Genomic DNA, 23,103 nt, shown 5'->3' with positions numbered 1-23,103 from the left:
TATCAGCCTAATCAGGTTGGTTGTTGGTGACGCAATGGAATGCGCCTCCACCTGTCAGGATATGATTTGCGGGGCTCGCGACAACCTCGTGCTCAGGAAAAGCGTGGGAAAGTGCGCGCACAGCCTCATCGGCATGCCGGTTATAGGCCGGCATCACCACATGGCGCGGCCCGATGATCCAGTTCATGTGCGAGGCCGCCGCCGGACCGCCATCCTCGGCTTCCACAAAGCCAGGCGACGGAATCTCGATCACTTTCAGCGTCCGCCCCCTGGCGTCCTTCGCCTGTTTGAGCGCCCGCACCGTGCGGGCGTAGAGCGCCGTATTGGGATCGCCCAGCCCGGACGGACGCTGGGTCACCACAACGCCCGGCGCCGCAAAGCGCGCCACATTGTCGATATGCCCGTCGGTATGGTCGCCCGCCAGCCCGTCATCGAGCCAGATCACTTTCTCGATGCCGCAAGTGCGCTTGAGGTCGGCTTCGACCCGGGCTTCGGTCAGACGCGGATTGCGGTTGGGATTGAGCACCACATCGCGCGTTGTGATCGCCGTGCCCTCGCCGTCAAACTCCAGCGCGCCGCCCTCGCAGATCCAGTCGAGCGTCTCGATCTCTGCGCCCGCGCGTCTGGCGATCACGGCGCCGATGCTCTCATCGCCCGGATATTCGTACTTGCCGCCCCAGCCATTGAAGCGGAAGCGCACGGCCTTCAGCCCCTGATCGGTCTTCACGAAGACCGGGCCCGTGTCGCGGGTCCAGACATCGCCATAGGCCGCGCGCACATAGACGGCCTTCTCGCCCAGCGCCTGGCGGGCGCTGGCCTCGGCCTCGGCATTGGCGACATAAATCACCAGCTTCTGCGGCTTGCCGTCCGCGCCCGGCGCGGCGACGAGGCTCAGGAACTCGGTGAATTCCGTGCGCGCGCCATCGAGCGCCTCCGCCCAGTCCTCATGATAGGGCCAGGCGGTGTGGATGACGGTTTGGGGGGCGGTTTCGTGGGGTACGGTGCGTGTGGTCATGGCAACGCCCATATCACGCGCCGCACCCCGATTGTAGCGGATTTATCGGACGGGTCAGACTTCCACCGCGCCGGGCTGCCCCGCTTCGATGACATACTGTTTCTGGTTGCGCGGGGCATAGCCGTCGCGTCGCGCCACATCGCCCACAACCCGCAGATCCACCTCGGCCCGCTCACGGCTCAGACGGATCAGGCCATAGCCCTGCTCACGCGTGTCGAAATGCTTGATATGCGGGTTGTCGGGCAGGAAGGCCGCGGTGCTTTCATACCCGCCGCGATGGCTGGTGACCGCTGTGGTGACGAACTCGGACGCCACGGTGGCCGAGTTCATGTCGGCATAGTCCTGCTTCACATCGGTGACCCAGTAGCAGTGCGTGTCGCCGCCCAGGATGATCGGGTTGGCGTTCTCCTTGCGGGCCAGCGCATCGATCAGGCGCTGACGCGCCAGCGGATAGCCATCCCAGCCATCGGTCCAGACCATGGCTTCGCCGGTCTGGCCATTGGAGAAATTGAATGGCGAGAACAGGGTCGGCTGGACAATGAAGCTCCAGATGGCGCCCGATCCGGCGACTCCGCCCGCCAGCCAGCGCTCCTGGCTGTTGCCCAGATAGGTGCGGGCGGGATCGATCAGCTCTTCACAGCTTGCGGGCACGATATTGCCGCCGCGGTCATACTCGGTGGGGCAGGCCATGGGCGTCTTGAACTGGCGGCCATCGGTCATGTTCACTTCGGCCAGATCGCCAAAGACGGTCTGCCAGTAGATGCGCATACGGCCCGAGGCGCGCTCCAGCATGGAGCGACGGCGCAAGGGCATGTTTTCCCAATAGGCCTGATAGGCCGCGAGACGCCGGGCCCGGAAATCCTCCGCCGAGACGAACGCCTGCTCGCTGATATCGCCCGCATAGTCATTGTCGACCTCATGGTCGTCCCAGGTCACCAGCCAGGGCGCAATGGCGGCGGCGGCCTGAAGGTCCGGGTCGAGGCGATAAAGCGCATGCACCATGCGATAATCGGTCAGCGTGTAAGGCTCGGGCACCACATGACGGCGCACCTGCGGGCCCCAGCTCGATTCATAGATGTAATCGCCGGTGTGAACGATCAGGTCCGGGCGCTCTTCGGCCATGTTGCGATAGGCGTGGAAGAAGCCCTGCTCGTAATGGGCGCACGAACACCAGGCGATCTTCATGGCGTCGACGCCCGAGCCATAGGCCGGGGCGGTCAGCGCACGGCCGACGGGGCTGGTCACCCCACCCGCATGAAAGCGGAAGAAATACTCGCGGCCCGCCGGCAGACCATAGATCTCGGCATGGACCGAGTGGCCCCAATCGGGCAGCGCCCGCTCGACGCCCGTGCGCACGATGGTGGTGAAAGCCTCGTCCTCGGAAAGCTCCCAGGCCACATCGACCGCTTCGGGGGCCATGCCGCCATCGGGATCAAGCGGGTTCGGCGCCAGGCGCGTCCAAAGCACGAAGCCATCCGAGGTCGGCTCGCCGGACGCCACGCCCAAGCTGAACGGGTCATTGCGGAAGACCGGCGCCGAGGCTTCGGTGACCGGCATGGTGCAGCCCGCTGTCAGGGCGGCGGCGGCGCCGGAAGCGGCGGAGGTCAGGACGAAACGGCGCGTCCAGGCGGAGGCGAGAGTGCGGACCATGATGTTTCCCCATGCGGCAGGCGATCAGCAGTGAAGGCCTGCATAGCGTCTAGCCATCACAGTTTTGCGACGGGTCGCCCCCAGGCCGCGGCCGGTCAGTCATAAAAAGAAAAGGGCGGCCTCGGGGCCGCCCTCCTTGCTGGGATCAAAACGGTCGGCGAGACCTAGAACTCGTAGCGCACGCCGACGCGAATTTGCCAGATCGAGGCGTCGCCCACGACCGGGTCCTTCGTTTCCGGATTGAAGTTGGTGTAGACGAACTGGCTGTCATCGCCGCTCAGGCGGGAGTCCACGACGCTGACGCGGCGCGGGAAGCTCGCTTCACGCAGAATGCCCCATTCATCGTTCAGCAGGTTCGTGAAGTTGTCGATCACGAGGAACGCGCTGGTGCGATGCCCTTCCATCAGGCCCGGCAGCTCCTGTTCGAAGCGCAGGTCGACCTTGGTCCACCAACCGCCATTGAAGCCGTTGCGAGGCGCGAAACCGCCTGCGTATTCGCTCAGGCCTTCGGCATCGAGATAATCGAAGAAGGCCTGGACATCGGTCAGGCCGCTCAGATCCACGTTCGGATCACTCACCCCGGTCGGAACATACAGCAGATAGTTGTCGCTATCGCTCAGGAACGGGTTGAAGCCCGACAGGTCGCCGCCGCCGCGGCTGGTCATGGTATAGCTGTACGGGCGGCCTTCAGAGGCCAGCGCGAACAGGCCGATGCTGGTGTAATAGTCCGGCACCAGCCAGTCGGTTTCATAGTTCAGCAGGAAGGTGAAGCGGTTCTCGATGTTGTAGTTCGAGGTCGCAATGCCCGGATTGTTGGGATCCACGAAGGCCGGAGAGGTGTAGTTGGAGAACGCCACCGAGGACGTCATCGGGTTCACGTCTTCCGCATCGTTATAGGCATAGCCGAACACCCAATCGAGGCCGAAATCGTACTCACGGCTCACCGAGAAGGAGAGCGAGATGGATTCCGCTTCCAGATCGGTGTTGGTCAGCGTCAGCGTGTTCGGGCTGCGCGGGCTGGAGTATTGCGGGAACAGCCCGCCGACCGCCGGCGTGCTCGGCTCGAAATCGCCGCGAATGATCGTCGCGGCGTTGTGGTCGCGGGTGTACAGGAAGTCCGCGTTCAGCACGTACTCGCCGCCCACGAACGGTGCCGCCAGATCCAGCAGATAGGTCGCGCCCAGAGAGGCTTTCCACTCGCCCGGAATCTCGAAGTTCGGATCAAGATTGTTCATCTCGAAGCCCGACACGGAGTCCGCGGCCGCGACAGCGTCTATGAGCTGGGACGGGACGGAATAGCCCGGTCCCTGGCCATCCGGATAGACGATGCCCGGGTCGAACAGCGAGGTGAAGCCGGCGCCATAGAACGCGTCTTCATCCGCGCCGAACTTCCGCACGAAGTCATTCTGGTAGTTGTTCGTCAGCCAGACATTCGGGTTGCCGCCCGAAAACAGGCCGAACCCGCCCCGCAGGGTCAGCTGATCGTTGACGTCCCACTGAACGCCGACCCGCGGCTGCAGCAGGCCCTCACCGTCCAGATTGTTGGCGTTCGTGTAGCCGTAGCTGGCCAGGAAGTCCGCATTCTCGGCCGGCAGGTCGTCGGAGGTGTACCAGTCATAGCGCAGCCCCGCGGTGATCACGATGCCGTTGAGAAGATCCCACTCGTCCTGAGCATAGAGGGAATTGGTGGAATAGGCGAACTCGCCCGCGGCGTCGATCGGATCCAGCGACGGCGCATTCTCATAGTCGATTCCGCTCGGCGTGCCGTTGCGGAAATCGTCAATGCTGCTGAAGTCGAACTGGCCGATCGAGTGCTGGACGAACAGGTTGTAGACGTCGAAGGTCTCACGCTCGAACCCGAATGAGAGCGCGTGGTTGTTCCAGTCGTAATTGCCGCGAAGGATGACGGATTCGACCGTGTAGTTCAGGTCATTGGACTGACGGGAATCGTCCTCGCCGATATAGATGGTGTTGCCGCCCTCAAAGATGCGGAACTCGCCGAAACCGTCCTGACCCACCGAATTCTGACGATTGTCCAGATCGGTGTAGCTCAGGCGCACCTCGGTGGAGAAGTTGTCGGTCCACTGGGAGAACAGGGCGCCGGTGTAGGAGTGCAGCTCGGCGCCGCGCTCGTAGAGGTGATTGGAGAATTCGAACTCGTTCGCGTCGCCGTCGGATTCACTGATGTTGAAGCCGTCATTGTAGTTGTACGTGAACGTCGCCCGGTGATTGTTGTTGATCTCCCAGTCCAGCTTGACCAGCAGCTTCTCGTCCTCGTTCGGGAAGGAGGTCGGCAGCGTGCCGGGATCGTAATTGTACTGGTTGATCGCAATGTCGCGGATCTCGTCGAACATCGCCTGGGTGAAGCCGGACACTTCGTTCAGCGCGCCGGAGCCTTCCGGACCGCGATCAAAGGTGTTGGCGCCTTCCTGGTATTCATAGGCGACGAAGAAGAACAGCTTGTCGCGGAGAATAGGCCCGCTCAGATTGAAGCCCCAGCGCTCTTCCTCGAACTCTGCGAGCTCAACCGGATTGCCTTCCCGGCTGTCGCCGCGGAGATCGTCGCTGGTGAAGTCGTAGAACAGACCGCCATGGAACTCATTCGTCCCGGACTTGGTCACTGCGTTGATGTTACAGGCCGAAAAGCCGCCGTAATAGACATCGTAGGGCGCCAGTTCGACCGCCACCTGTTCAATGGCGTCATAGGAGAAGGGCTGACGCTCGGTGGGGAAGCCATTGCGGTTCAGGCCGAAAGCATCGTTCAGACGCACGCCGTCCAGGGTCAGCGAATTGAAGCGCGAATTGGCGCCGGCGCACTGGATGCCGTCCACATCCGCTTCGTCCACATAGATGCGCGGATCGATCCGCACGACATCATTGAGCGTGCGGTTGATCGCGGGAGCGTTCTGCAGGGTTCCAAGGTCAAAGGTCGCGTTCGGGCCGATCGCGGTTTCCACCACATTGATGGCGGAACCGGTCACGACGATCACGTCTTCCGCGACAGCGCCCGATTCCAGGGTCAGTTCGAGATCGGTGCTTTCACCCAGATTGATGCTGACGCCTTCAACACGGGTCGGACGATAGCCCGGCGCAGTCACGGTCAGGCTGTAGGGGCCGCCGACGCGCAGATTGCTCGCGCGGACAAGGCCGTCGCTGCTGGACTGGACGACCGTCGCGGACCCCGTCGGTTCGTGAATGATTGTCACATTCGCGCTGACAACCGGCGCGCCGGACGGATCGGTGATCGTCGCCCGGATGGAGCCTGTGGTTTGCTGTGCGTGAACGGCGGCCACCGGAGCGAGCGCGGCCAGCGCCGCTACGGATGCGCTACGCGCGAAGTTTTTCAAAAGCGCCATTTTTGATGGTCCCCCTAGATCGACCTCAAACCCGCACAGGCCCGTCGCCTGCACTTGCTTTTGGCCGCTTATTGGTCCCGGACGACCTTGGGGCGACAGTTTTGTGAAGCTTTTACGACATCCGGCAGGATGAATTTGTCTGCCCAGATACGATCTTTACGCGTTTTGTGACTGGATTCAGACAGGGGAGTCAGGACCTTGAAGACGCCTAAAAACGGAGCGGCAAGAAAATTCGTTAACCATTCGCCCCGCCCTGAGCACGCGGAACCGCGGGCCGGGTTTTCAGCGAATGTGACTTTTCAGACACGTTTGAACCAACAAGAAAGGCGGCGGTCATATGACCGCCGCCCCACTCTGTGCAGTTCGATCCGTTGTGAGTCTTAGAACTCGTAACGGATGCCGATGCGGGCTTTCCAGACCGAAGCCGAAGACGACGGACGGTCGGTGCTGCCGTTACCGGAGTTGAAGCGGTTGTAACGGTACACGCAGTCACCCGCGGTCAGGCAGGTGGTGCGCGGCGCGTCACCGGTCAGGGCGGCGGCGGCGTCGATGCCGTTCGCAGCCACATCGGCGGCGCTGACGAGGTCAGCGGAGACGATGGCGGCCTGGCCGTTTCTGATGCCGGAAGAGTAGGTGCCCCACTCGTCGTTGATCAGGTTCATGACGTTCTCGACGTCAAAGACCAGCTTCAGACGGTTGTCGCCAACCCAGCGATCGGCGCCCGGAATGCCCGGCAGATCCTGCTGGAAGCGGAAGTCCCAACGCTGGTTCCAACGCGAGGACAGGTTGTTGACCTCGGTGATCTGACCGCGGGCCAGACCTTGCTCGTCGATCAGGTCGTTGAAGCCGGCCAGGTCAAAGTTGGAGCCGTACACGACGCGGGCGTCGTTGGCGGTCGGGATGTACAGCGGCGAGTTGTCGTACGGGCTTTCACCATTGCCGGCGCGACCGAACAGGGCGTTCGAGGAGCTGACGTCAAAGGTGTAGGTGTACGGATCGCCAGAGGTGATCTGACCGAACAGGTCCACGCGGGTGGTCAGGTCACGGTAGAATTCACGCTCATAGCTGAAGGCCAGCTTGAAGGCATGCTCGACCTGATAGATCGAGGTGCGGGCTTCCGGGAAGTTCCGGTCCACAGCCAGCTGACCACGCCAGGAGGAGATGCCGCGCGAGGAGGAGCCCTCGGTCAGCATTTCGACATCCTGGTGCGCATAGGAGGCGAAGAAGCCGAAGCCGTTGTCGAAGTCGTTTTGCAGCGACAGGGTGTAGACAAGGCTCTCACCGCCCGAACCGTTGGTCAGGATGGTGCGGTTGGACACGCCCAGATCATCCAGGTCGGCGTAGATGGTGCGGCCGTCCGGAGCAACGCCGGTCTGTGCGTAGGGCTGCTCGTTGGTCTGAGCGGCTTCACGCCACAGGAAAGTGGTCTGGCCTTCGGTGTACAGGACCTGAGCGGAGAACAGGTAACCGCTGCCCAGGTTGAAGCCGCCGAAGTCGAGATCGAATTCCTGGTCGATCCGCAGCGAGGCTTTCAGATCGTTCGGGATTTCGAAGTTCGGGTCGATGGCGTCGATGGCGAGCGCGGTGCCGTTGGCGACCTGATCCAGCAGCGGCTGCGGGACAGAGTTGCCGGTCACGCCCGAGAAGTTGCCAGAGGCGAACACGGCCGGAACCTGATAGGCGTTCGAGGTCCACACGGCGGGATCGCCGCCGGCGAAGATGCCCAGACCACCGGTGATGGTGGTGCGGTCAAACGGCTCGTAGCGGAAGCCGAGACGCGGCATCACGAGATCCAGACCATCGATGGTCGCGGTGTTGTCGAAGCCGACAGAGTTCGCGAAGGTCGGGTCGAAGGTCGGCTGGTCGGAGGTCTCGAGACGCTCGTAGCGCACGCCGCCGGTCAGCTCGAGATTGTCCAGGACCTGCCAGGTCGCCTGACCGAACGCGGTGTAACGGTCATAACCCCAGGCGGCGGCGCCGTCAGCGGAGTTGTTGGACGTCGCGTTGCGGTACTCCACGCGAGCGGTCTGGTTCAGGATGTCGTCCACATCGTTGAAGATGAAGCGACCGCGCGAACGCTCGACGAACACGTTGAACACGTCCAGCTGCTCGTATTCGCCGCCGACGGTGAACACGAAGTCGTTCCAGACATAGTCGGCCTGGCCGAACAGGGTCAGACGCTCGTCAGAGTATTCGTTGGCGTGACGGAAACGGTCACAGCCGCCGGTGAAGGTCTGCTCGGAGGAGTTCGTCAGCAGGCCGTCAAGGGCGGTGCCGGCGACATCAGCCGCGCTCAGGCGGAATTCCAGGGTGCCGACGCCGTCAGCCGCACGGCAGTTCTGGCCGCGCACGAAGTCGATGTGGCTGGCGCGCAGGGTGGTGGAAAGGTTCTCGTTCCAGTTGGAGAACAGTTCACCGGACCAGGATTCCAGGGAGGTCGGCGTGTCGTACCAGGCCGATTCGAAGTTGCGCGAACCGATGTTGGAGATGCCGGCGTCTTCGGTCTTCTGGTAGGAAACGCGCAGACGGTGGTCGTCGTTGATGTTCCAGTCAACGCGAGCGAAGTAACGCTCGGTTTCGGACGGCACGGCGGCCTGAGCCGGACGGCTCAGCATGTCGATGCCGTAGGTGTTCTGAACGAGCGAGTTCAGGGCGTCGAAGAACTGCGGGTTCACGCCCGAGTTGTTGTCAGACGCGGTGAAGTCGATCGCAGAGGCGGTTTCGAACTTGTCGTAGGACAGCGAGAAGAACAGCACGTCTTCGATGATCGGACCACGCAGGGTGATGCCGTATTCCTTCTCGTCGAACTCACCCGGGTTGTAGGTGCGCTCGCCGCCGAAGGATTCTTCGCCGTAATAGTCCTGGTCGCGATAGTAATAGAACGCGGAACCGTCGAACTCGTTGGTGCCGGCCTTGGTGGTGGCGATCACGCCGCCGCCGGTGAAGCCGCCGGTGGTGACGGAGTAATCGGACGCCACGAGCGACACGGACTCGAGGATGTCGATGTTGATCGGCGAACGGGCGGTCGCGAAGGTGTTAGAGCCCAGGCCGAACGCGTCCTGCTGACGGGCGCCGTCGATGGTCACGCCGTTGAAGCGCGGGTTCACGCCGGCCACGGAGAGGTTGTTCGGGCCGTTGGAGATCGCCAGCGGGTCACGCGCCAGGGTGGCGATGACGTCGCGGTTCAGGGACGGCTGGTTGGAGATGTCGCGGGCGGTGTAGTTGGAGCCCACGCCGTTGTTCAGGTCGGTCGCGTTGATCGCCTGGCCGGTGACGACGATGACGTCGGCGGCTTGCGGGTTCAGGGTCAGGCGCAGCGGCGCTTGCGGACCCGGACGCAGGTTCAGGTCCTCAAGGGCCTGACCGTCAAAGCCGGAAGCGGCGACGGTGATGGTGTAGGGACCGCCCACGCGCAGACCGGACGCGAAGAACGAACCGGTGTCGTTCGTGGTCGCGGTGCTGACCGTGCCGGACGGGGTGTGGATGATGGAGATGCGCGCGCCGGAAATCGGGTTGCCGGAGGCGTCGACGATGGAGCCGCGCAGCTGGGAGGACGTCTCTTGAGCGTAGACCGCAGTCGGAGCGGCGGCCAGCAGGGCGGCGGCAGCCGCACCGTAGGCCCAGGGATTGAACTTCGACATGTTTCTCTTTCGACCTTTACCGACGGGACACCCCCTGCGCCCCGCTTGGAATGCGGGCGATAACGGCCATACGTGACACTTCAGTGACAGTAATTCCTCGGTTTTTTATCCGTTTCGTCGCCAGAATCCCGAAATTGATCTGATTACGGATCATTACCTAAGCGGTACTAAATTGTTAGAAAAAGGGGATTTTCCGGTTCATGACGCGCTGCAGCAAAATAAGCGGTGATTTACCAATTTGGTTATATCTGTACACCCGGTCCCGTGCGTGCCTTTCGGGTCACACCCGCCTCGCCCGCCAGACTTGTTCTTTGACAAGACTGCTCGCTCACAGCATGAAGCGGGCATGGAAACGCATCACATCTCGCCCGGCTCGGACCAGCCGCTCATCCGTCTGACAGCAGCGATTCTCGCAGGTCTTCTGGTCTTGCGAGTGTTCGCGCTTCTGGCTGATCCCAACAGCCTGTATGCCGATGAAACCCAGTACTGGCTCTGGTCCCGCTCACTGGACTGGGGCTATTTCTCGAAACCGCCCATGATTGCCTGGATCATCGCGAGCACGACCGCGATCTTCGGGAATGCGGACTGGGCGGTCCGGCTGGCCGCTCCGTTCCTGCATTCGATCACGGCCGTCATGCTGGGCCTGACGGCGGCGCGCCTGTTTGATGTGCGGGTCGGCGCGTTCACGGCGCTGGGCTGGGCCGTGATGCCGGCAGTCTGGCTGTCCTCCACCATCATTTCGACGGACGCCGTCCTCATGGCGGGCTTCAGTACGGCGCTTTATGCCCTGGTGCGCCTGCGCGAGGCCCCGGACTGGCGCTTCGCGCTCCTGCTTGGCGCTGCGACCGGCTACGCCTTCCTGTCCAAGTACGCCGCCATCTATCTGCTGATCGGACTGGGCATCAGCCTTGTCATTGACGCGCCGTCCCGTCGGGCGTTGCTGTCTGTCCAGGGCGCGGCCGCCCTGGCGCTCTTCGCACTCATCATTTCAGGCAATGTGATCTGGAACGCCGAGCATGAGTTCGCCACCGTGTCTCACACCGCCGCCAACGCCAATTGGGGCGGCTCCCTGTTTCACCCCGAGGAATTGCTAGACTTTCTGAGCGGCCAGCTCGGCGTCTTCGGCCCGGTCTTTTTCATCGTGCTGATTGCAGCCGTGATCACGGCCTTTCGCGACGTCTCACTGGACTGGAACGCTGCGCGCCCTCGCCTGATGCTGGTCGGCTTCTGCGTGCCGGTGCTCCTGATCGTCTGCGCCCAGGCCTTCATCAGCCGCGCGCACGCCAACTGGGCCGCCAGCGCCTATGTCAGCGGCGTCATCCTGGTGACGGCCTTCTTGCTGACCGGACCGAAATGGCGTCGATGGGCGCTGTATGGCTCGCTGGGACTGCATACGATTGCGGGACTGGCCCTGATGGCGTTCGCCGCGTCTACGCCGTTGTCGGATGCAGCCGGGCTCGCCAACGCCTTCAAGCGCGTGCGCGGCTGGCCCGAAACCGTTCAGGCCGTCGAAGTGATCGCCCGGGAGCAAGACGTCGCCACGCTGGTTTTCGACAACCGCAACGACTTCCACCAGTTCCAGCGCTATGGGCAGGATTTCGACGGTAAGGTCTTCATGTGGGTGCGCGCCGAGCACGCACAGAACTTCGCCGAACAGACCTGGCCCCTGCCCGACGGCTATGCCGAACCGGTGCTGGTCATTTCCGAACGCCCGGAGGAAGAACCGCTGCTCGCGTGGGATTTCGCCGAATTCGAGCGCCTGGACGAGATTGCAATTCCGCTCGGCGGGGATCGCTATCGTCGCTATCAGGTCTTTCGCGCACAAGAACACGAGCGGATAGCGCGCGACGCAGACTATGAAGCCCGCGTCGCTGCGCTTCGGGCTGACGCGCCCTAACCCTCTTCGACGCCATTCCAGATCTGACGCAGGCGTTGGTCCCGCCGGCAGCCAAAGCGATAGCGCTGATAGCGAGCCGGATGGGTCTGGTAATAATCCTGATGTTCGATCCCGGCGGGCCAGAAGGTTGTCAGATCGCGCACCGGCACGATGACAGGGCGTTCAAAGAGGGCCTGAACGCTCTGCAGCGAGGCTTCGGCCGCCGCATGCTGTTCGGCGTCCACCGGGAAGATGCCGGGCGCATAGCCTGAACCCCGGTCACAGAACTGCCCGCCATCATCAAACGGGTCCACATTGCGCCAGTAATGATGCAGCAGCTCGTCATAGCTGATGACCGACGGGTCATAGATGATCCGCGCCGCCTCGTTATGACCGGTCCGGCCGCGCGCCACATCGTAATAGTCGGGGTTCTGCTGGCGCCCGCCGGTAAAGCCTGAAACGACTTCGACGACGCCATCAAGCTTTTCAAAATCCGCTTCCGTGCACCAGAAACAGCCTGAGGCGAACACGGTATGGGCCAGCCCCTCGGGCAGGTCTGCGCCTTCAGGCTGGGCCGGATGGACATAAGTCTCCGACTGCGCCAAAGCGGCGCCCGAGAGCGAGAAGGCCGCGAGGGCGGCGACGAGAACAGCTTTCATGACGGTCTCCATCAGGGATCACCCTCATAGAGTTGGGGCAAATCCGCTCAAGACCAAGTCACGAAGCTGTCAGGCTGAGCGCGGCTCGAACTCGGACAGCCGCAGACCGAGACACAGATTCTGCATCGCCTGGACCGCGGCGCCTTTCAGCAGATTGTCGAGCGCGCACACCATGACGCCCCGTCGGCCATCCTCGCTCAGCGCGAACCCGCCCACAACCGCGCCCGGATTGTTCGCGCCCTCGATCACTTCGGGCGCTTCATCCTGCACGCGGATCAGCGGCTCATCGCCATAGGCCGTCTCATAGGCTGACCGGAACGCCTCTGCAGTGATGCTGCGGGCGAACTCCATCTGCACGGTCAGAACAATGCCGCGAAAGAACGCCGCCACATGCGGGCTGAAGCGGACTTCCCGCCCCAGATGACGGCTCATTTCCCGCTCATGGATATGGCCCATCAGCGCATAGGGCATGAGATTGTCCCTGAGCGCCTCTTCGTCATTGCGCCGGTTGGGCGTGGTGCCCGCGCCGGAATAACCCGACACGCCGAACAGATGCGCCGGTCCGCTCAGCGCTTCGCGCATGGGCGCGACCGCCAGCTGGCCGGCCGTGGCATAGCAGCCCGGATTGGAAATCCGGGTCGCGCCCGTGATCGCCGCACGGCCATAAAGCTCGGGCAGGCCATACACCCAGCTGTCGTCAAAGCGGTAATCCGCCGACAGGTCCACGATCACGGTGTCCGGTTTGACCGCTTCGATCGCGTCCACATAGGGCGCGGCCTGACCGTTGGGCATGGCGAGGATCACGCCGTCGCACTGGCGTTGGGCGACCTCATCCGGGCTCAGCGCCTCGAACAGGAGGCCCGCCGGGCCTTCCGGCGCCAGATCGGTGACCGGTTGGCCATCCATGGCGCGCGAGACGGCGAATGCGAGCTTGAGATCATCGCGCTCGGCCAGAAGCCGGATCAGCTCACGTCCCGTATGCCCGCGGGCGCCCACCAGTCCGATGGTCTTCATTTGCCATCCTCCAGCGTCGCGGGAAGCCCCGCGATCCGTTCGACCCGGGCCGGGATTTTCGTCAGATCATCCTCGCCCCGCCAGAACACGGTCCAGGGACCGGACTTCACGGCGCCCTGGCAGGTAGAGAAATAGAACTCGTTGACCGGATTGTTGGAGCGCGAGCGCCAATAGAGCTTGGGCGCATACTCGATGAGGCGCCGCCAGACCGCCCCGCCCAATCCCTCGCCGCGTGCTTCGTCGAGCACGGCGAACTTGTCGAGATAGACCATGTCATCCAGACGCGTCGTGATCGCGGCGGCGCGATAGTTCTCGGTCACGAAGGCATGATCGAACGCCATGGCGTCAAAATAGCCCGGCACCGGGGCCCGACCGAAGGCCTTGTGAATAAGCGCGCGCGCGCGGGACTGATCGAGATCCTCCAAGCGGTCGATTTCCAGCATGCGCTCGCCGCGACGCACGAGCGTGCCGGCGCCCGCATGGGTGAACAGCTCCTTGGCGAGCTGGTCAGGCTTGGTGATCGATACCGAGCTCGACAGCGGCAGGTCATCAAGCAGCAGCTTGATCTCCTGCAGCTTCAGCCGCATGCCGCCCGCCACCCAGTCCGACGCCATCAGATCATCATAATCGGTGGCGAGGTTGATCGCGGAGATCGGCTGCTTGCCGGCGTCCAGAAGCGCGCCTGTCCCGGTCAGGAAGACCACCTTGTAAGGCTGCAGCTTGTGCACCAGCGCCCGCACCGCGCTGTCGGCATTGATGTTCACAAGGCGACCATCAGAGGTATCGCCCAGACAGGTGAGGATCGGCGCCTGCCCGGCTTTCGCCGCCGCCGCCACCAGGTCGAGTCGCACGCCGGTGGGCTCGCCCACCCGGCCCAGCCCCGCCTCGTCGATCAGCTCGGCCTCGAACACGCCCGAGGGCACCGCCGCTGCCCGGCCGCCATGATCACGCACCGCCTGAACCAGTTTGAGATTGACCGCCGTCAGGGTGTCGCGCACCACGCCTATGGCTTCGGGCGGAGTGATCCGCAAACCGTTCTTGCGCTCTTCGGGGAAACCCGCTGCTTCCAGCGACTCATTCAGCTGGGGACCGCCGCCATGAACAACGATGGGCGCAAGGCCGACCGATTGCAGGAAGGCGAGCGCGGCGGCGAGCGCATCCAGGTCTTCCTCGATGATCGCGCCGCCGACCTTGACGACGGCGAAGCGTTCCTGATCGAGCTCGGAGAAGCGGTTGAGGTATTCGCGGATCTCCTTGCCGTCGCGCATGTTCGATAGAAGCTGCACGATCGCGGACCGGACCGGCGCGTTGGCGCCGCCCCGTTCTGGGAAGGATTTGGGCTCGCTCATCCGAGATTGTCCTGAACCAGGCGCTCCATCATAGCCTTCTGGACATGAAGACGATTTTCCGCTTCCTCGATGCCGAGGAAGGCCGGGCTGTCGACGACCGAATCCGCGATTTTCACATTGCGGCGCATGGGCAGGCAGTGGCTGACGCTGGCATTATGCGTGAGCGCCATCTTGGCGTCATCGATCATGAAGCCGGCGCCCTTGGCGCGATAGGGCGCCTCAGCCTCCCAGGCGCCGAAGAACGGCAAGGCGCCCCAGCTCTTTGCGTAGACGGCGTGCGCGCCCGTATAGGCTTCCTCCACATTTGTGGTGACGGTAAAGCGGGCATTGTTCTCGCCGCAGAAACGCTCCGCCGCATCCATGTACCGCTCGTCCAGCTGATAGACGTCATCAGGGATCAGCATGCGCACATTCATGCCCATCTTGGACGCTATCAGAATGGCGGAGTTGGCGACCGCGGTGTTGAGCGGTTTGGGATGGGGCACCCAGGTCAGCAGGAAGTCCTTGCCCGACACATCGCCATGACGATCCTGCAGCGCCATCATCATCGCCAGTTCCTGGCAGGGATGGACGATGGTCTCCATGTTGATGACCGGAACGGTGGCGTATTTGGCGTAGGCGGTGATCAACGGATCCTCGCGCTCGGCCTCCCAGTCCTGGAATTTCGGGAAACAGCGAATGGCGATCAGGTCCGCATAGCGCGACAGCACGCGAGCGGCTTCCTTGATATGCTCTTCAGGGCCGGCGTTCATGATGGCGCCGTCCTCGAACTCCACCGGCCAGGTCTGCCCCTGCGCATCCAGCACAATGGCGAAGCCGCCCAGTTGCTGCACGCCGATCTGGAAGCTCGTCCGCGTCCGCAGGGACGGATTGAAGAACATCAGCGCGACGGACTTGCCTTTCAGCGCATCGCCCATCGGGCTGGATCGCAGCTCTCGCGCCCGATCGATGATCGATTGCAAGTCACTCCGGGACCAGTCTTCAGTCGACAGGAAATGGCGCATGGCTGCGGACCCTTGTCTGAACAAACAAAGTCTGCGGTGTAGTCAGAGACGGCGAACTTGGCAAACCCCCTGTGTAGACAGGGCATAACATCATTCGCGCAAAGCCGCCTCAGGACCGGGCGCGTCCACAGGCTCGACCAGAGCTGACGCGTCAGGCTCGGGCGGGAAGGGCGGCGGGTCATCGAGCGCTGCAATCAGGCGCTCATCCCGGTCGTAGACATCATGGATGAAGCGCACGCGGCCCATCTCGTCGGAAACCGCCGTGAAATAGAGAATGTGGACCGGCACTACGTGACGCAGGCGGATGCGCCGCGTATCTCCGGAATCAAAGGCCTCCCGAACCGCCTGCGCGCTCCATCCCTCCGCCGACAGGATCCAGATCGCCAGTTCTTCGGGATGTTCCACACGCACGCAGCCTGAGGAATCATCCCGCTGCGCATTGGCGAAGAGTTCGCGATGCGGCGTGTCGTGGATGTAGACATTGTGGACATTGGGAAAGAGGAATTTCACCCGTCCCATGGCGTTGTTCGGCCCTGGCGCCTGGATCACCCGATAGCGGCGGCTCGCCCAGTCCGCCTGATAGGGATCCACGCGAGCGCCAGTATCGAGATCCACAAGCCTGTATCCCTGAGACAGGGCATAGGCCGGATTGGTCCGGAAGGTGCGCAGCCAGCGTTGACCCAGGCCGCTCGGCGTCAGCCAGTACGGATTGATCTCGATGATCGACATGTCCTCGGAAAAGACGGGGGTTCGGGAATAGCGCTGGCCGATCATGGTCTCATGCGTGCGGGCGACAACGCCGTTCTCCCAGGCTTCGAGACGATAGTCCGCGATATTCACCCGGATATGCCGTTCCCCGAGCTCGGCCGGCAGCCAGCGCCAGCGCTCGAGATTGGCGCGGATCTGGTTGATGCGGCGCGCATCGCCGGCATTGAGCTCGGACAGGGTGGAGGGGCCCGCCTCGCCGTCCGCCGCCAGATTGTGTCGGGTCTGAAAGCGCATCACGGCGCTTTCCAGCCGGCCGTCAAACGGCGCCCCCGCAGCCACTGGCCCGGCCAGCAAGCCAAGTTGCGCAAGACGCGCACGCAAGGCGTCCACACGCGGCCCCTGGTCCCCGCGTGACAAGGCCTCGCCCGGCGGCACGAGGATTGGCGCCTCGACCAGGGTCAGGCGACGGACCAGCTCGGACCGCAAGGCCTGATAGTCCGGATGAGCGGGCGCCAGCGCCTCAAGGCTTTCATAGATCCCCTGCCCTTCACGCGCTTGCGCATAGGCGGTCAGAAGGTCCACATCATGGATGGGGGCGGTCCAGTCTGAATCCAACGCCCGCGGATCCACCACGCCAAAGGCCAGATCCTCGGCATAGTCGAACCAGACCGCGCGCGCCAATTCATCCCTGCGCGCGCCAAAGGGCATGTCGCGCAGGATGGAGGGGTCGGGATAGTCGGACGGGTTGAGCCCGTGGGTCCAGGCTTCCGAGAGCGCATCGCTCAGAGCTGTGATTTCCTCATCGGTCCAGCGCGCTGTCCAGCTGCGCTCTCCCGCCTCGGCCGGCCCGGCGCCCAGAAGCGCCAGAGACAAAGCCATGCCGATCACAACAAGCCTGATCATTCCTACCGCCCCCCGACCCTCAAGTCTTAACAGGCGTTAACGCCGGGCTCCAGCAAGGATGTCTCAAAAAAATCGCCGCCCCGGTGCAAGCAACAGGGCGGCGAGTGAGGCAAACTGACAAACCTTGCTCTATTCGGCGGCGCCCGCAGCGCCTTCGCGTGCGACGGCGTGAATATAGTCCTTGCGCGCCCGGCCCGGATCGACCCGTCCCGTCTGCTCGCCATCGATTTCCTGGGCGATGCGCTCGTCCTCTTCCTGCAGGGCTTGCGGATCGAGTTCCGCAAAATGCAGGACGCCCATATCCTCATAGGCGCGCTGGATCTTGGGCCCCCAGAGGCCGATATCCTTCACGATCGGCACGATCCGCTGGAAGAGCAGCGTTCGGTAGAGTTTCACGATTTCCGAATTCTCGGTGAATTCCTGACATTCCTTTTCAGGCAAACCCAGAACCTCGTAGATCTCTTTCGACTGGGTCATGCGATCGCGCATGAGGTAGCAGGCCTCCACCAGAAACTCCTCGCGCTCATCGCGCTCCTTCTGGGTCAGCTGGGGGTAGTAATCGCGCAATGACAGGCGTCCGAAGGCCACATGGCGCGCCTCATCCTCCATGACATAGGCGTTGACCATGCGCGCCAGCGGATTCTGCGCCAGATCCCGGATGGTGCCGAATGCGGCCAGCGCCAGTCCCTCGATCACCACCTGCATGGCCAGATAGGTCACATCCCAGCGCGAATCCGACAGCGCGTCATTGACCAGCCCCTGCAACGGGTCGGTCATCGGATAGGCGACGCCGAACTTGCCCAGAAGCTTGCGGTACGCCTCCACATGGCGCGCCTCGTCCATGACCTGGGTGGCCGCGTAGAACTTGGCATCGAGATCGGGAACGGCCTGGACAATCTTGGAGGCGGCCAGCAGCGCCGCCTGCTCGCCCTGCAGGAACTGGGAGATGTTCCAGGACTGGGTGTGGCGACGCAATTCGATGCGCTCTTTCTTGGTCATCTTGTTCCAGACGTCCGAGCCATAGATGGAGACCGCCTCATCGGGCATCTCCATGGGATTCTCGGGGTCCAGATCCAGCTCCCAGTCAATGCGGTTCACCGCATCCCACTGCATGTCCTTGCCCTTCTGGTACAGATGCATGAGCGTGGTCCGCCCCTCATCGAACCGCCAGTCAAAGACAGCGTCGAATTCATTGGGCACATGCCAGTGCGGATCGATGCCGGGCATGGGATAAAGGTCACGCAAGGCTGTCATGGGGGTCCTCCCGCCAGATGCTGGAAGAGCCTGCGCGCCCCAGGAAAGCCTTTAGCAGACGCGCCCGCTCTCCGCCGCCCGCCCGTCTTACGCAAGCAATGAACGGCGTTCACCTCTCAACATTGGATCAGCCGCCGGTGTCTTGTCCAGCAGAACACAGGAGAAATTCAATAAATCTGATAAGGCCTTCAGTTGCAGCGCAACATAGACGCGCCCCAACGAAGAACTTTACGCTGAAGTTAAAAGGCTAATCTGGAATGCTGCACTGCAGGGCGTTATTCCGCCGCCACAGGCGGTTGCGCATCGGGCTTGCGGGGCGGCGTCAGGCCCTGCTCTTCCATCCAGCGCGCCTTGAGCGTGGCGGAGGTGTCCCGGCTGCCATCGGGCGACCAGCCCGGCGGGCCCAGCCAATAGCCCAGAGCGTCCCGCAGGGAGCGCGCCGAGCGCACATCCTTGATGATCCCCCACCATTCATGCAGGCAGATGGTGAGCGGGTTGTGCGTGCCCAGATTGCGAACGATGCCATAGCGGATTTCTTCCGCGTCGGTCTCCGGCTCGAACGTGCCGAACAGACGATCCCAGATGATGAAGACGCCGGCATAGTTCCGGTCGAGATAGCGCGGATTGGTGGCGTGATGGACCCGGTGATGGCTGGGCGTATTCATCAGCCACTCGATCGGCGCCGGCAGGCGTTTGATCGCTTCGGTATGGATCCAGAATTGATAGATCAGATTGAACGCCGCCACGAAGGCGATCATCGCCGGCGGAAACCCGATCAGCACCAGCCAGCTTCCCAGGAAAATGAACTTCAGGGTCAGCGGGTTGAGCCAGGGCTGCCGCAGGGCCGTCGACAGGTTGTAGTGCTGGCTGGAGTGATGGACCACATGGTCCGCCCACCACCAGCGCACCGTATGCGCCCAGCGATGGCTCCAGTAATAGACGAAATCGTCCAGCACGAAGGCGATCACGAACCAGTACCAGGCCCAGCCGATATCCAGGAGCGCGAACTGCTCCACAAAGACGAAACACGCGACGACTATCCCGCCCAGAACCAGTCCGGACACCGTATTGCCCAGCCCCATCACCAGACTCGCCGCAGTATCGCGCGGCTCGAACCGGGTCTTGCCGGTCAGACGGCCATAGATCATCTCGGCGATCACCAGCAGGATGAAACCGGGAATGGCCCACAGGATCGGATCAGGCAGATTCGGCATGATGGACCTCTTTGCGGGACGCGCGCCGCGGCGCGCGCACAAATGTCTGAAGTCGGTCCGCCCAGGACTGGGCCTGACCATCCCGGCCCAGGTCCAGAACCACGCGCGGCAGGGTGTAGTCATAAAGCGTCAGCGTAAGGGTCGCCCCCTGAGCCTCGACCGATCGGAGTTCGCCGGCCCTCAGCGCCCGCACGACGGCGTTGTCGCCGCGCGCCATCACCAGGCCGACCCGGGCCTGATCCGCCTCCAGGCAGATATAGCCGCACCGATCCGCCGTCAGGGCCTGTTCGTCGCCAGCCTGAAAGCCCATGACATCGCGCCGCAGAAAGCTCTGGGCCTGCTGTTCCGTATTCAGACGGAGGCGCGTCCAGCCCATGGCGATGTTCAAGAGCACGATCAGGCCGATGCCGAAAGCCGCCCCGATCAGGGCCAGCACATATGTCAGGCTGTCATTCATGGATAAACTGAACGCCGTTCACCCCGAAAAAGCAAGAGCTGATCCCTGCGGCGTTTCGGCCAAGAAAAACGGCGCCGGGTTTCCCCGGCGCCGTTGATCAGATCCGAACCGACCGCTCTAGAAGCGGGCGCGCAGCGTCACGCCATAGGTGCGCGGATCGCCGGGATAGTTGTTGAAGCTGGCGCCGAGATAACCGACCGAGGGGAAACCGCCCTTGACGTATTCCTCATCGGTGATGTTGCGGCCCCAGAATTGCAGCGCCCAGCTTTCGTCAGACGCCGACAGGGTGATCGAGGCGTTGTACAGGGTGAAGTCATCCTGAATGGCCACCGGACGCGGGTCCAGGCTGGTCACAAGGTTGAATTCAGATGTGTATTGCGCCTCACCGCGCAGGATCAGGTCCAGGCGGTCATTGATCGGATGGGTATAGGTGCCCGTGGTGGAGGCGACCAGCTCAGAGCTGCCCCGATCCACGCCGGACAGGTCATTGAAGGTGCCGGTGACGCCGCGCGCATTGGTGCGCGGGGTGGAACAGGCGGAAAATTTCGGATCCGCCGGATCATAGACCGGACCAAAGAGCGGCGAGCTGTCCGGGCACGGGCCGTACAGGTATTCGCCATACTTGTTGTCGATCAGATAGCTGCCGCCCAGCGTGAAGAACAGGCGGTCGGTCGGCGCATAGCTGAAGTCAAACTCGATGCCGCTGACCTCGATGGAACCGGCGTTGTCGAGCGCAAATCCATTGCCCACGAAGTTCTCGGACTGGAAGTTCTCGATCTCCTGATTGAAGTAGGTGATCGCATAGACCAGAGAACCGTCGAGCAGGGTGCCCTTGGCGCCGATCTCCCAAGAGCTCGCATCCTCTTCCTCGAACTCGAAGATGCCGGTTTCCGCCGCTTCATAGGACAGGTTGAACCCGCCCGGCTTGAAGCCCGTGGAATAGCTCGCATAGACGTTGAACGTGTCGGTCACGTCATAGCTGAGAATGGCGCTGTAGGAGAAATTGTCGTCCGAGCGCGAGGTCGGGTACTGGCTTGCGTCCACAGGGGTGAAGTTCTGGAACGCGGTGAAGCCGTTCAGCAGGTTGAACGGGGTGTTGGCCAGGAAGGCCGCCACCGTGGGATCATACACGATGAGCGGGTTGCCAAGGGTCGCTCCCGGAATGCCGGACGCCTGCAGGGCGCCTTCAAGCTGGGCGGCGAGCTGGGCGTCGCCCGCAGCCTGCTGCGCCAGAACCGTGGTCAGAAGGAACGGACAGGTATTGCCGTCTGGGAAGCCCGGGCAGAGCGAGGCTTCAGGCAGACGCAGATTGGCGCCCAGCGAGGTGAAGCTCAGCGCAGAGATCGGATCATTGATGTTGATCGCGGTCTCCATGTCCTTGTCTTCTTCGGTGTACCGGCCGCCCAGCGTCAGGGTCAGCCGATCAGTGAAGTTGATGTCGAACTGTGCAAAGGCGGACCAGGACGTGGTGTCGTACTGATAGTTCTCGCGCTGCAGGGCGTCGCCTTCCTGCAGATAACCGCCAGCCGGCAGAAGCGGCACGCTATTCACGCCCAGCTGATTGTTCGCGCCGACCAGGAACTCGGTCAGGGTCACGCCGCCTGTACCGGCCGGCAGGCCGAAGGCTGCGACCAGATCCGCCACCTGCCCCGCAGAGGCCAGGTCGAAGAAGGCCTTGGTGTCCGCGCCGTAGACGAGGCGCTGATTGAACTCGAGCTCGTTCTTGTAATAGAAGCCGCCGAACATCCAGTCGATGAATTGGCCGCCATTGGACGTGAAGCGGAATTCCTGGGTGAAGCTGTTGTATTCGTTATCGATGTTACGCGCACCCAGCAGGTCGATATCGGAGAAGTCCGCATCGATATTCTGGCTCTCGTCATAGGTGCGGTACGCCGTGATCGACGTGAAGGTGAAGCCGTCGAACTCATGATCGATCTGGGCGGACAGGCCGGCCGTGTCGAGCTGGGTGTTCACATTGCCGTCCACAGCGATCTGGCCGTCATGCGGGTCGGCCGGAAGCGCCGTGCCGCCAAGCGCAATCAGAGCGCCCTGGTCGATCGGATCGTAGAAGGCGAAGGGCGCAGCGCAGCAGTTTTCATCAATCACGCCCAGATCGGCGATGACGCGCACTTCGGTGTTGTCGGTCGGATACCACAGCAGCTGTCCGCGATAGGACTGGCGGTTGCGGTCATTGAGCTGCTCGCGCTGAGCGTTGGGCGCGACATTGTCCAGATAGCCGTCATTGGTGTGCGTGGTGGCGTCCAGACGGAAAGCCAGCACATCCTCGATGATCGGGCCGGTCACTGTCGCCTTGGCCACGAACTGGCCATAGCTGCCCGCCGTCAGCTCGGCGTCGCCGCCGAACTCGAACTCGGGCTCCTTGGTGATGAAGCTGACCACGCCAGCCGGCGTGTTGCGGCCGAACAGCGTGGATTGCGGACCGCGAATGACCTCGACGCGCTCGATGGACAGCAGATCATTGATCGCTGCGCCCGCGCGCGGACGATAGACGCCGTCGACGAACACGCCGACCGAAGGCTCCAGCCCGGGGTTGAAGCTCGACGTGCCGATGCCGCGCAGATTGAACTCGGTGTTCGTGGAGGCGGCGAACTCGGCCACGCGCAGCGACGGCACCAGGGTCTGAAGGTCGGCCGCATCGCGAATCTGCGACTGCTGGATCGCGGTGTCGGTGACGACCGCCACGGAGACCGGCGTCTCCTGAAGGGTCTGCTCGCGCTTTTGCGCGGTCACGGTGATCACGTCCGGTTGCTGCGCCATCGCCGGCGCGGCCACGAGGCCGGCGGCGAGCGCGGTCGCACCGAGTACGGCGGCTTTGGTAAAACGGGTCATCCAGGTCTCCTCCCCTGATAGATGTGCGTCGCGGCGTTCTGAATGCGGCCGCTATACGCAGTTGAATTCAGCTTATGCAGGGTTTTCGCCATTTGTCATGCGATCTTCTTATGTTAGGCGCGGCAGCGTTGCCCAAAGATCACAATTCCGGTC

Annotated in this window: 14 protein-coding genes; 1 reads left to right on the top strand and 13 read right to left on the bottom strand. The window is 62.9% G+C overall.

Translation table 11 applies throughout. The features are described from left to right. Nucleotides 1-7: 7 nt before the first annotated feature. The 4 genes from OA2633_RS12405 to OA2633_RS12390 form a co-directional block, all read right to left on the bottom strand. Nucleotides 8-1,015, bottom strand: a complete 1,008-nt coding sequence (locus tag OA2633_RS12405; protein ID WP_040613629.1) for an agmatine deiminase family protein — start codon at nucleotides 1,013-1,015, stop codon at nucleotides 8-10. Nucleotides 1,016-1,069: 54 nt separating this feature from the next. Then, nucleotides 1,070-2,665, bottom strand: a complete 1,596-nt coding sequence (locus OA2633_RS12400; protein WP_009802908.1) for an alkaline phosphatase — start codon at nucleotides 2,663-2,665, stop codon at nucleotides 1,070-1,072. Nucleotides 2,666-2,829: 164 nt separating this feature from the next. Continuing rightward, nucleotides 2,830-6,021: a TonB-dependent receptor gene (locus OA2633_RS12395; protein WP_009802907.1), complete on the bottom strand. Its 3,192-nt coding sequence runs from the start codon at nucleotides 6,019-6,021 to the stop codon at nucleotides 2,830-2,832. 380 nt (nucleotides 6,022-6,401) lie between these two features. Further along, nucleotides 6,402-9,662: a TonB-dependent receptor gene (locus OA2633_RS12390; protein ID WP_009802906.1), complete on the bottom strand. Its 3,261-nt coding sequence runs from the start codon at nucleotides 9,660-9,662 to the stop codon at nucleotides 6,402-6,404. A gap of 346 nt (nucleotides 9,663-10,008) precedes the next feature. Here OA2633_RS12390 and OA2633_RS12385 point away from each other — a divergent pair, with 346 nt between their 5' ends. Beyond that, on the top strand, nucleotides 10,009-11,559 hold the full coding sequence (locus OA2633_RS12385; protein WP_009802905.1) for a glycosyltransferase family 39 protein: 1,551 nt from the start codon (nucleotides 10,009-10,011) through the stop codon (nucleotides 11,557-11,559). On the opposite strand, the gene msrA is transcribed toward OA2633_RS12385, so the two are convergent. The 9 genes from msrA to OA2633_RS12340 form a co-directional block, all read right to left on the bottom strand. Then, on the bottom strand, nucleotides 11,556-12,197 hold the full coding sequence (msrA, locus tag OA2633_RS12380; RefSeq protein ID WP_162010995.1) for a peptide-methionine (S)-S-oxide reductase MsrA: 642 nt from the start codon (nucleotides 12,195-12,197) through the stop codon (nucleotides 11,556-11,558). The two genes, OA2633_RS12385 and msrA, sit on opposite strands and share 4 nt — an antisense overlap. A 69-nt stretch (nucleotides 12,198-12,266) precedes the next feature. Beyond that, nucleotides 12,267-13,211, bottom strand: a complete 945-nt coding sequence (gene argC, locus OA2633_RS12375) for an N-acetyl-gamma-glutamyl-phosphate reductase (protein ID WP_009802903.1) — start codon at nucleotides 13,209-13,211, stop codon at nucleotides 12,267-12,269. Continuing rightward, the gene (locus tag OA2633_RS12370; protein WP_009802902.1) at nucleotides 13,208-14,560 is read right to left on the bottom strand and encodes an acetylglutamate kinase; all 1,353 of its coding nucleotides are present in this window, start codon (nucleotides 14,558-14,560) and stop codon (nucleotides 13,208-13,210) included. Before OA2633_RS12370 ends, argC begins: the two co-directional genes overlap by 4 nt. Then, nucleotides 14,557-15,564 carry an N-acetylornithine carbamoyltransferase gene (locus tag OA2633_RS12365; RefSeq protein WP_009802901.1) on the bottom strand — a complete coding sequence of 336 codons (1,008 nt, stop codon included), beginning with the start codon at nucleotides 15,562-15,564 and terminating at the stop codon, nucleotides 14,557-14,559. Before OA2633_RS12365 ends, OA2633_RS12370 begins: the two co-directional genes overlap by 4 nt. A gap of 90 nt (nucleotides 15,565-15,654) precedes the next feature. Further along, nucleotides 15,655-17,175, bottom strand: a complete 1,521-nt coding sequence (locus OA2633_RS12360) for a murein L,D-transpeptidase (protein WP_009802900.1) — start codon at nucleotides 17,173-17,175, stop codon at nucleotides 15,655-15,657. Between the two features lie 129 nt (nucleotides 17,176-17,304). After that, nucleotides 17,305-18,429, bottom strand: a complete 1,125-nt coding sequence (locus OA2633_RS12355; RefSeq protein ID WP_009802899.1) for a ferritin-like domain-containing protein — start codon at nucleotides 18,427-18,429, stop codon at nucleotides 17,305-17,307. Between the two features lie 275 nt (nucleotides 18,430-18,704). After that, entirely contained in the window at nucleotides 18,705-19,643 is a 939-nt protein-coding gene (locus OA2633_RS12350; RefSeq protein WP_009802898.1) for a sterol desaturase family protein, read from the bottom strand. Beyond that, a complete protein-coding gene (locus tag OA2633_RS12345) occupies nucleotides 19,627-20,100 on the bottom strand; it encodes a hypothetical protein (protein ID WP_009802897.1) in 474 nt (157 codons plus the stop codon). The genes OA2633_RS12350 and OA2633_RS12345 overlap by 17 nt, the downstream gene beginning before the upstream one ends. Before the next feature lie 117 nt (nucleotides 20,101-20,217). Further along, nucleotides 20,218-22,950, bottom strand: coding sequence for a TonB-dependent receptor (locus tag OA2633_RS12340; RefSeq protein WP_009802896.1), 2,733 nt, complete (start codon nucleotides 22,948-22,950; stop codon nucleotides 20,218-20,220). Nucleotides 22,951-23,103: the final 153 nt, after the last annotated feature.

The sequence above is a fragment of the Oceanicaulis sp. HTCC2633 genome, assembly GCF_000152745.1.
GTDB lineage: Bacteria > Pseudomonadota > Alphaproteobacteria > Caulobacterales > Maricaulaceae > Oceanicaulis.
The sequence above is the reverse complement of the archived record's forward strand: the minus strand, read 5'-3'. Positions and strand labels throughout refer to the sequence as shown.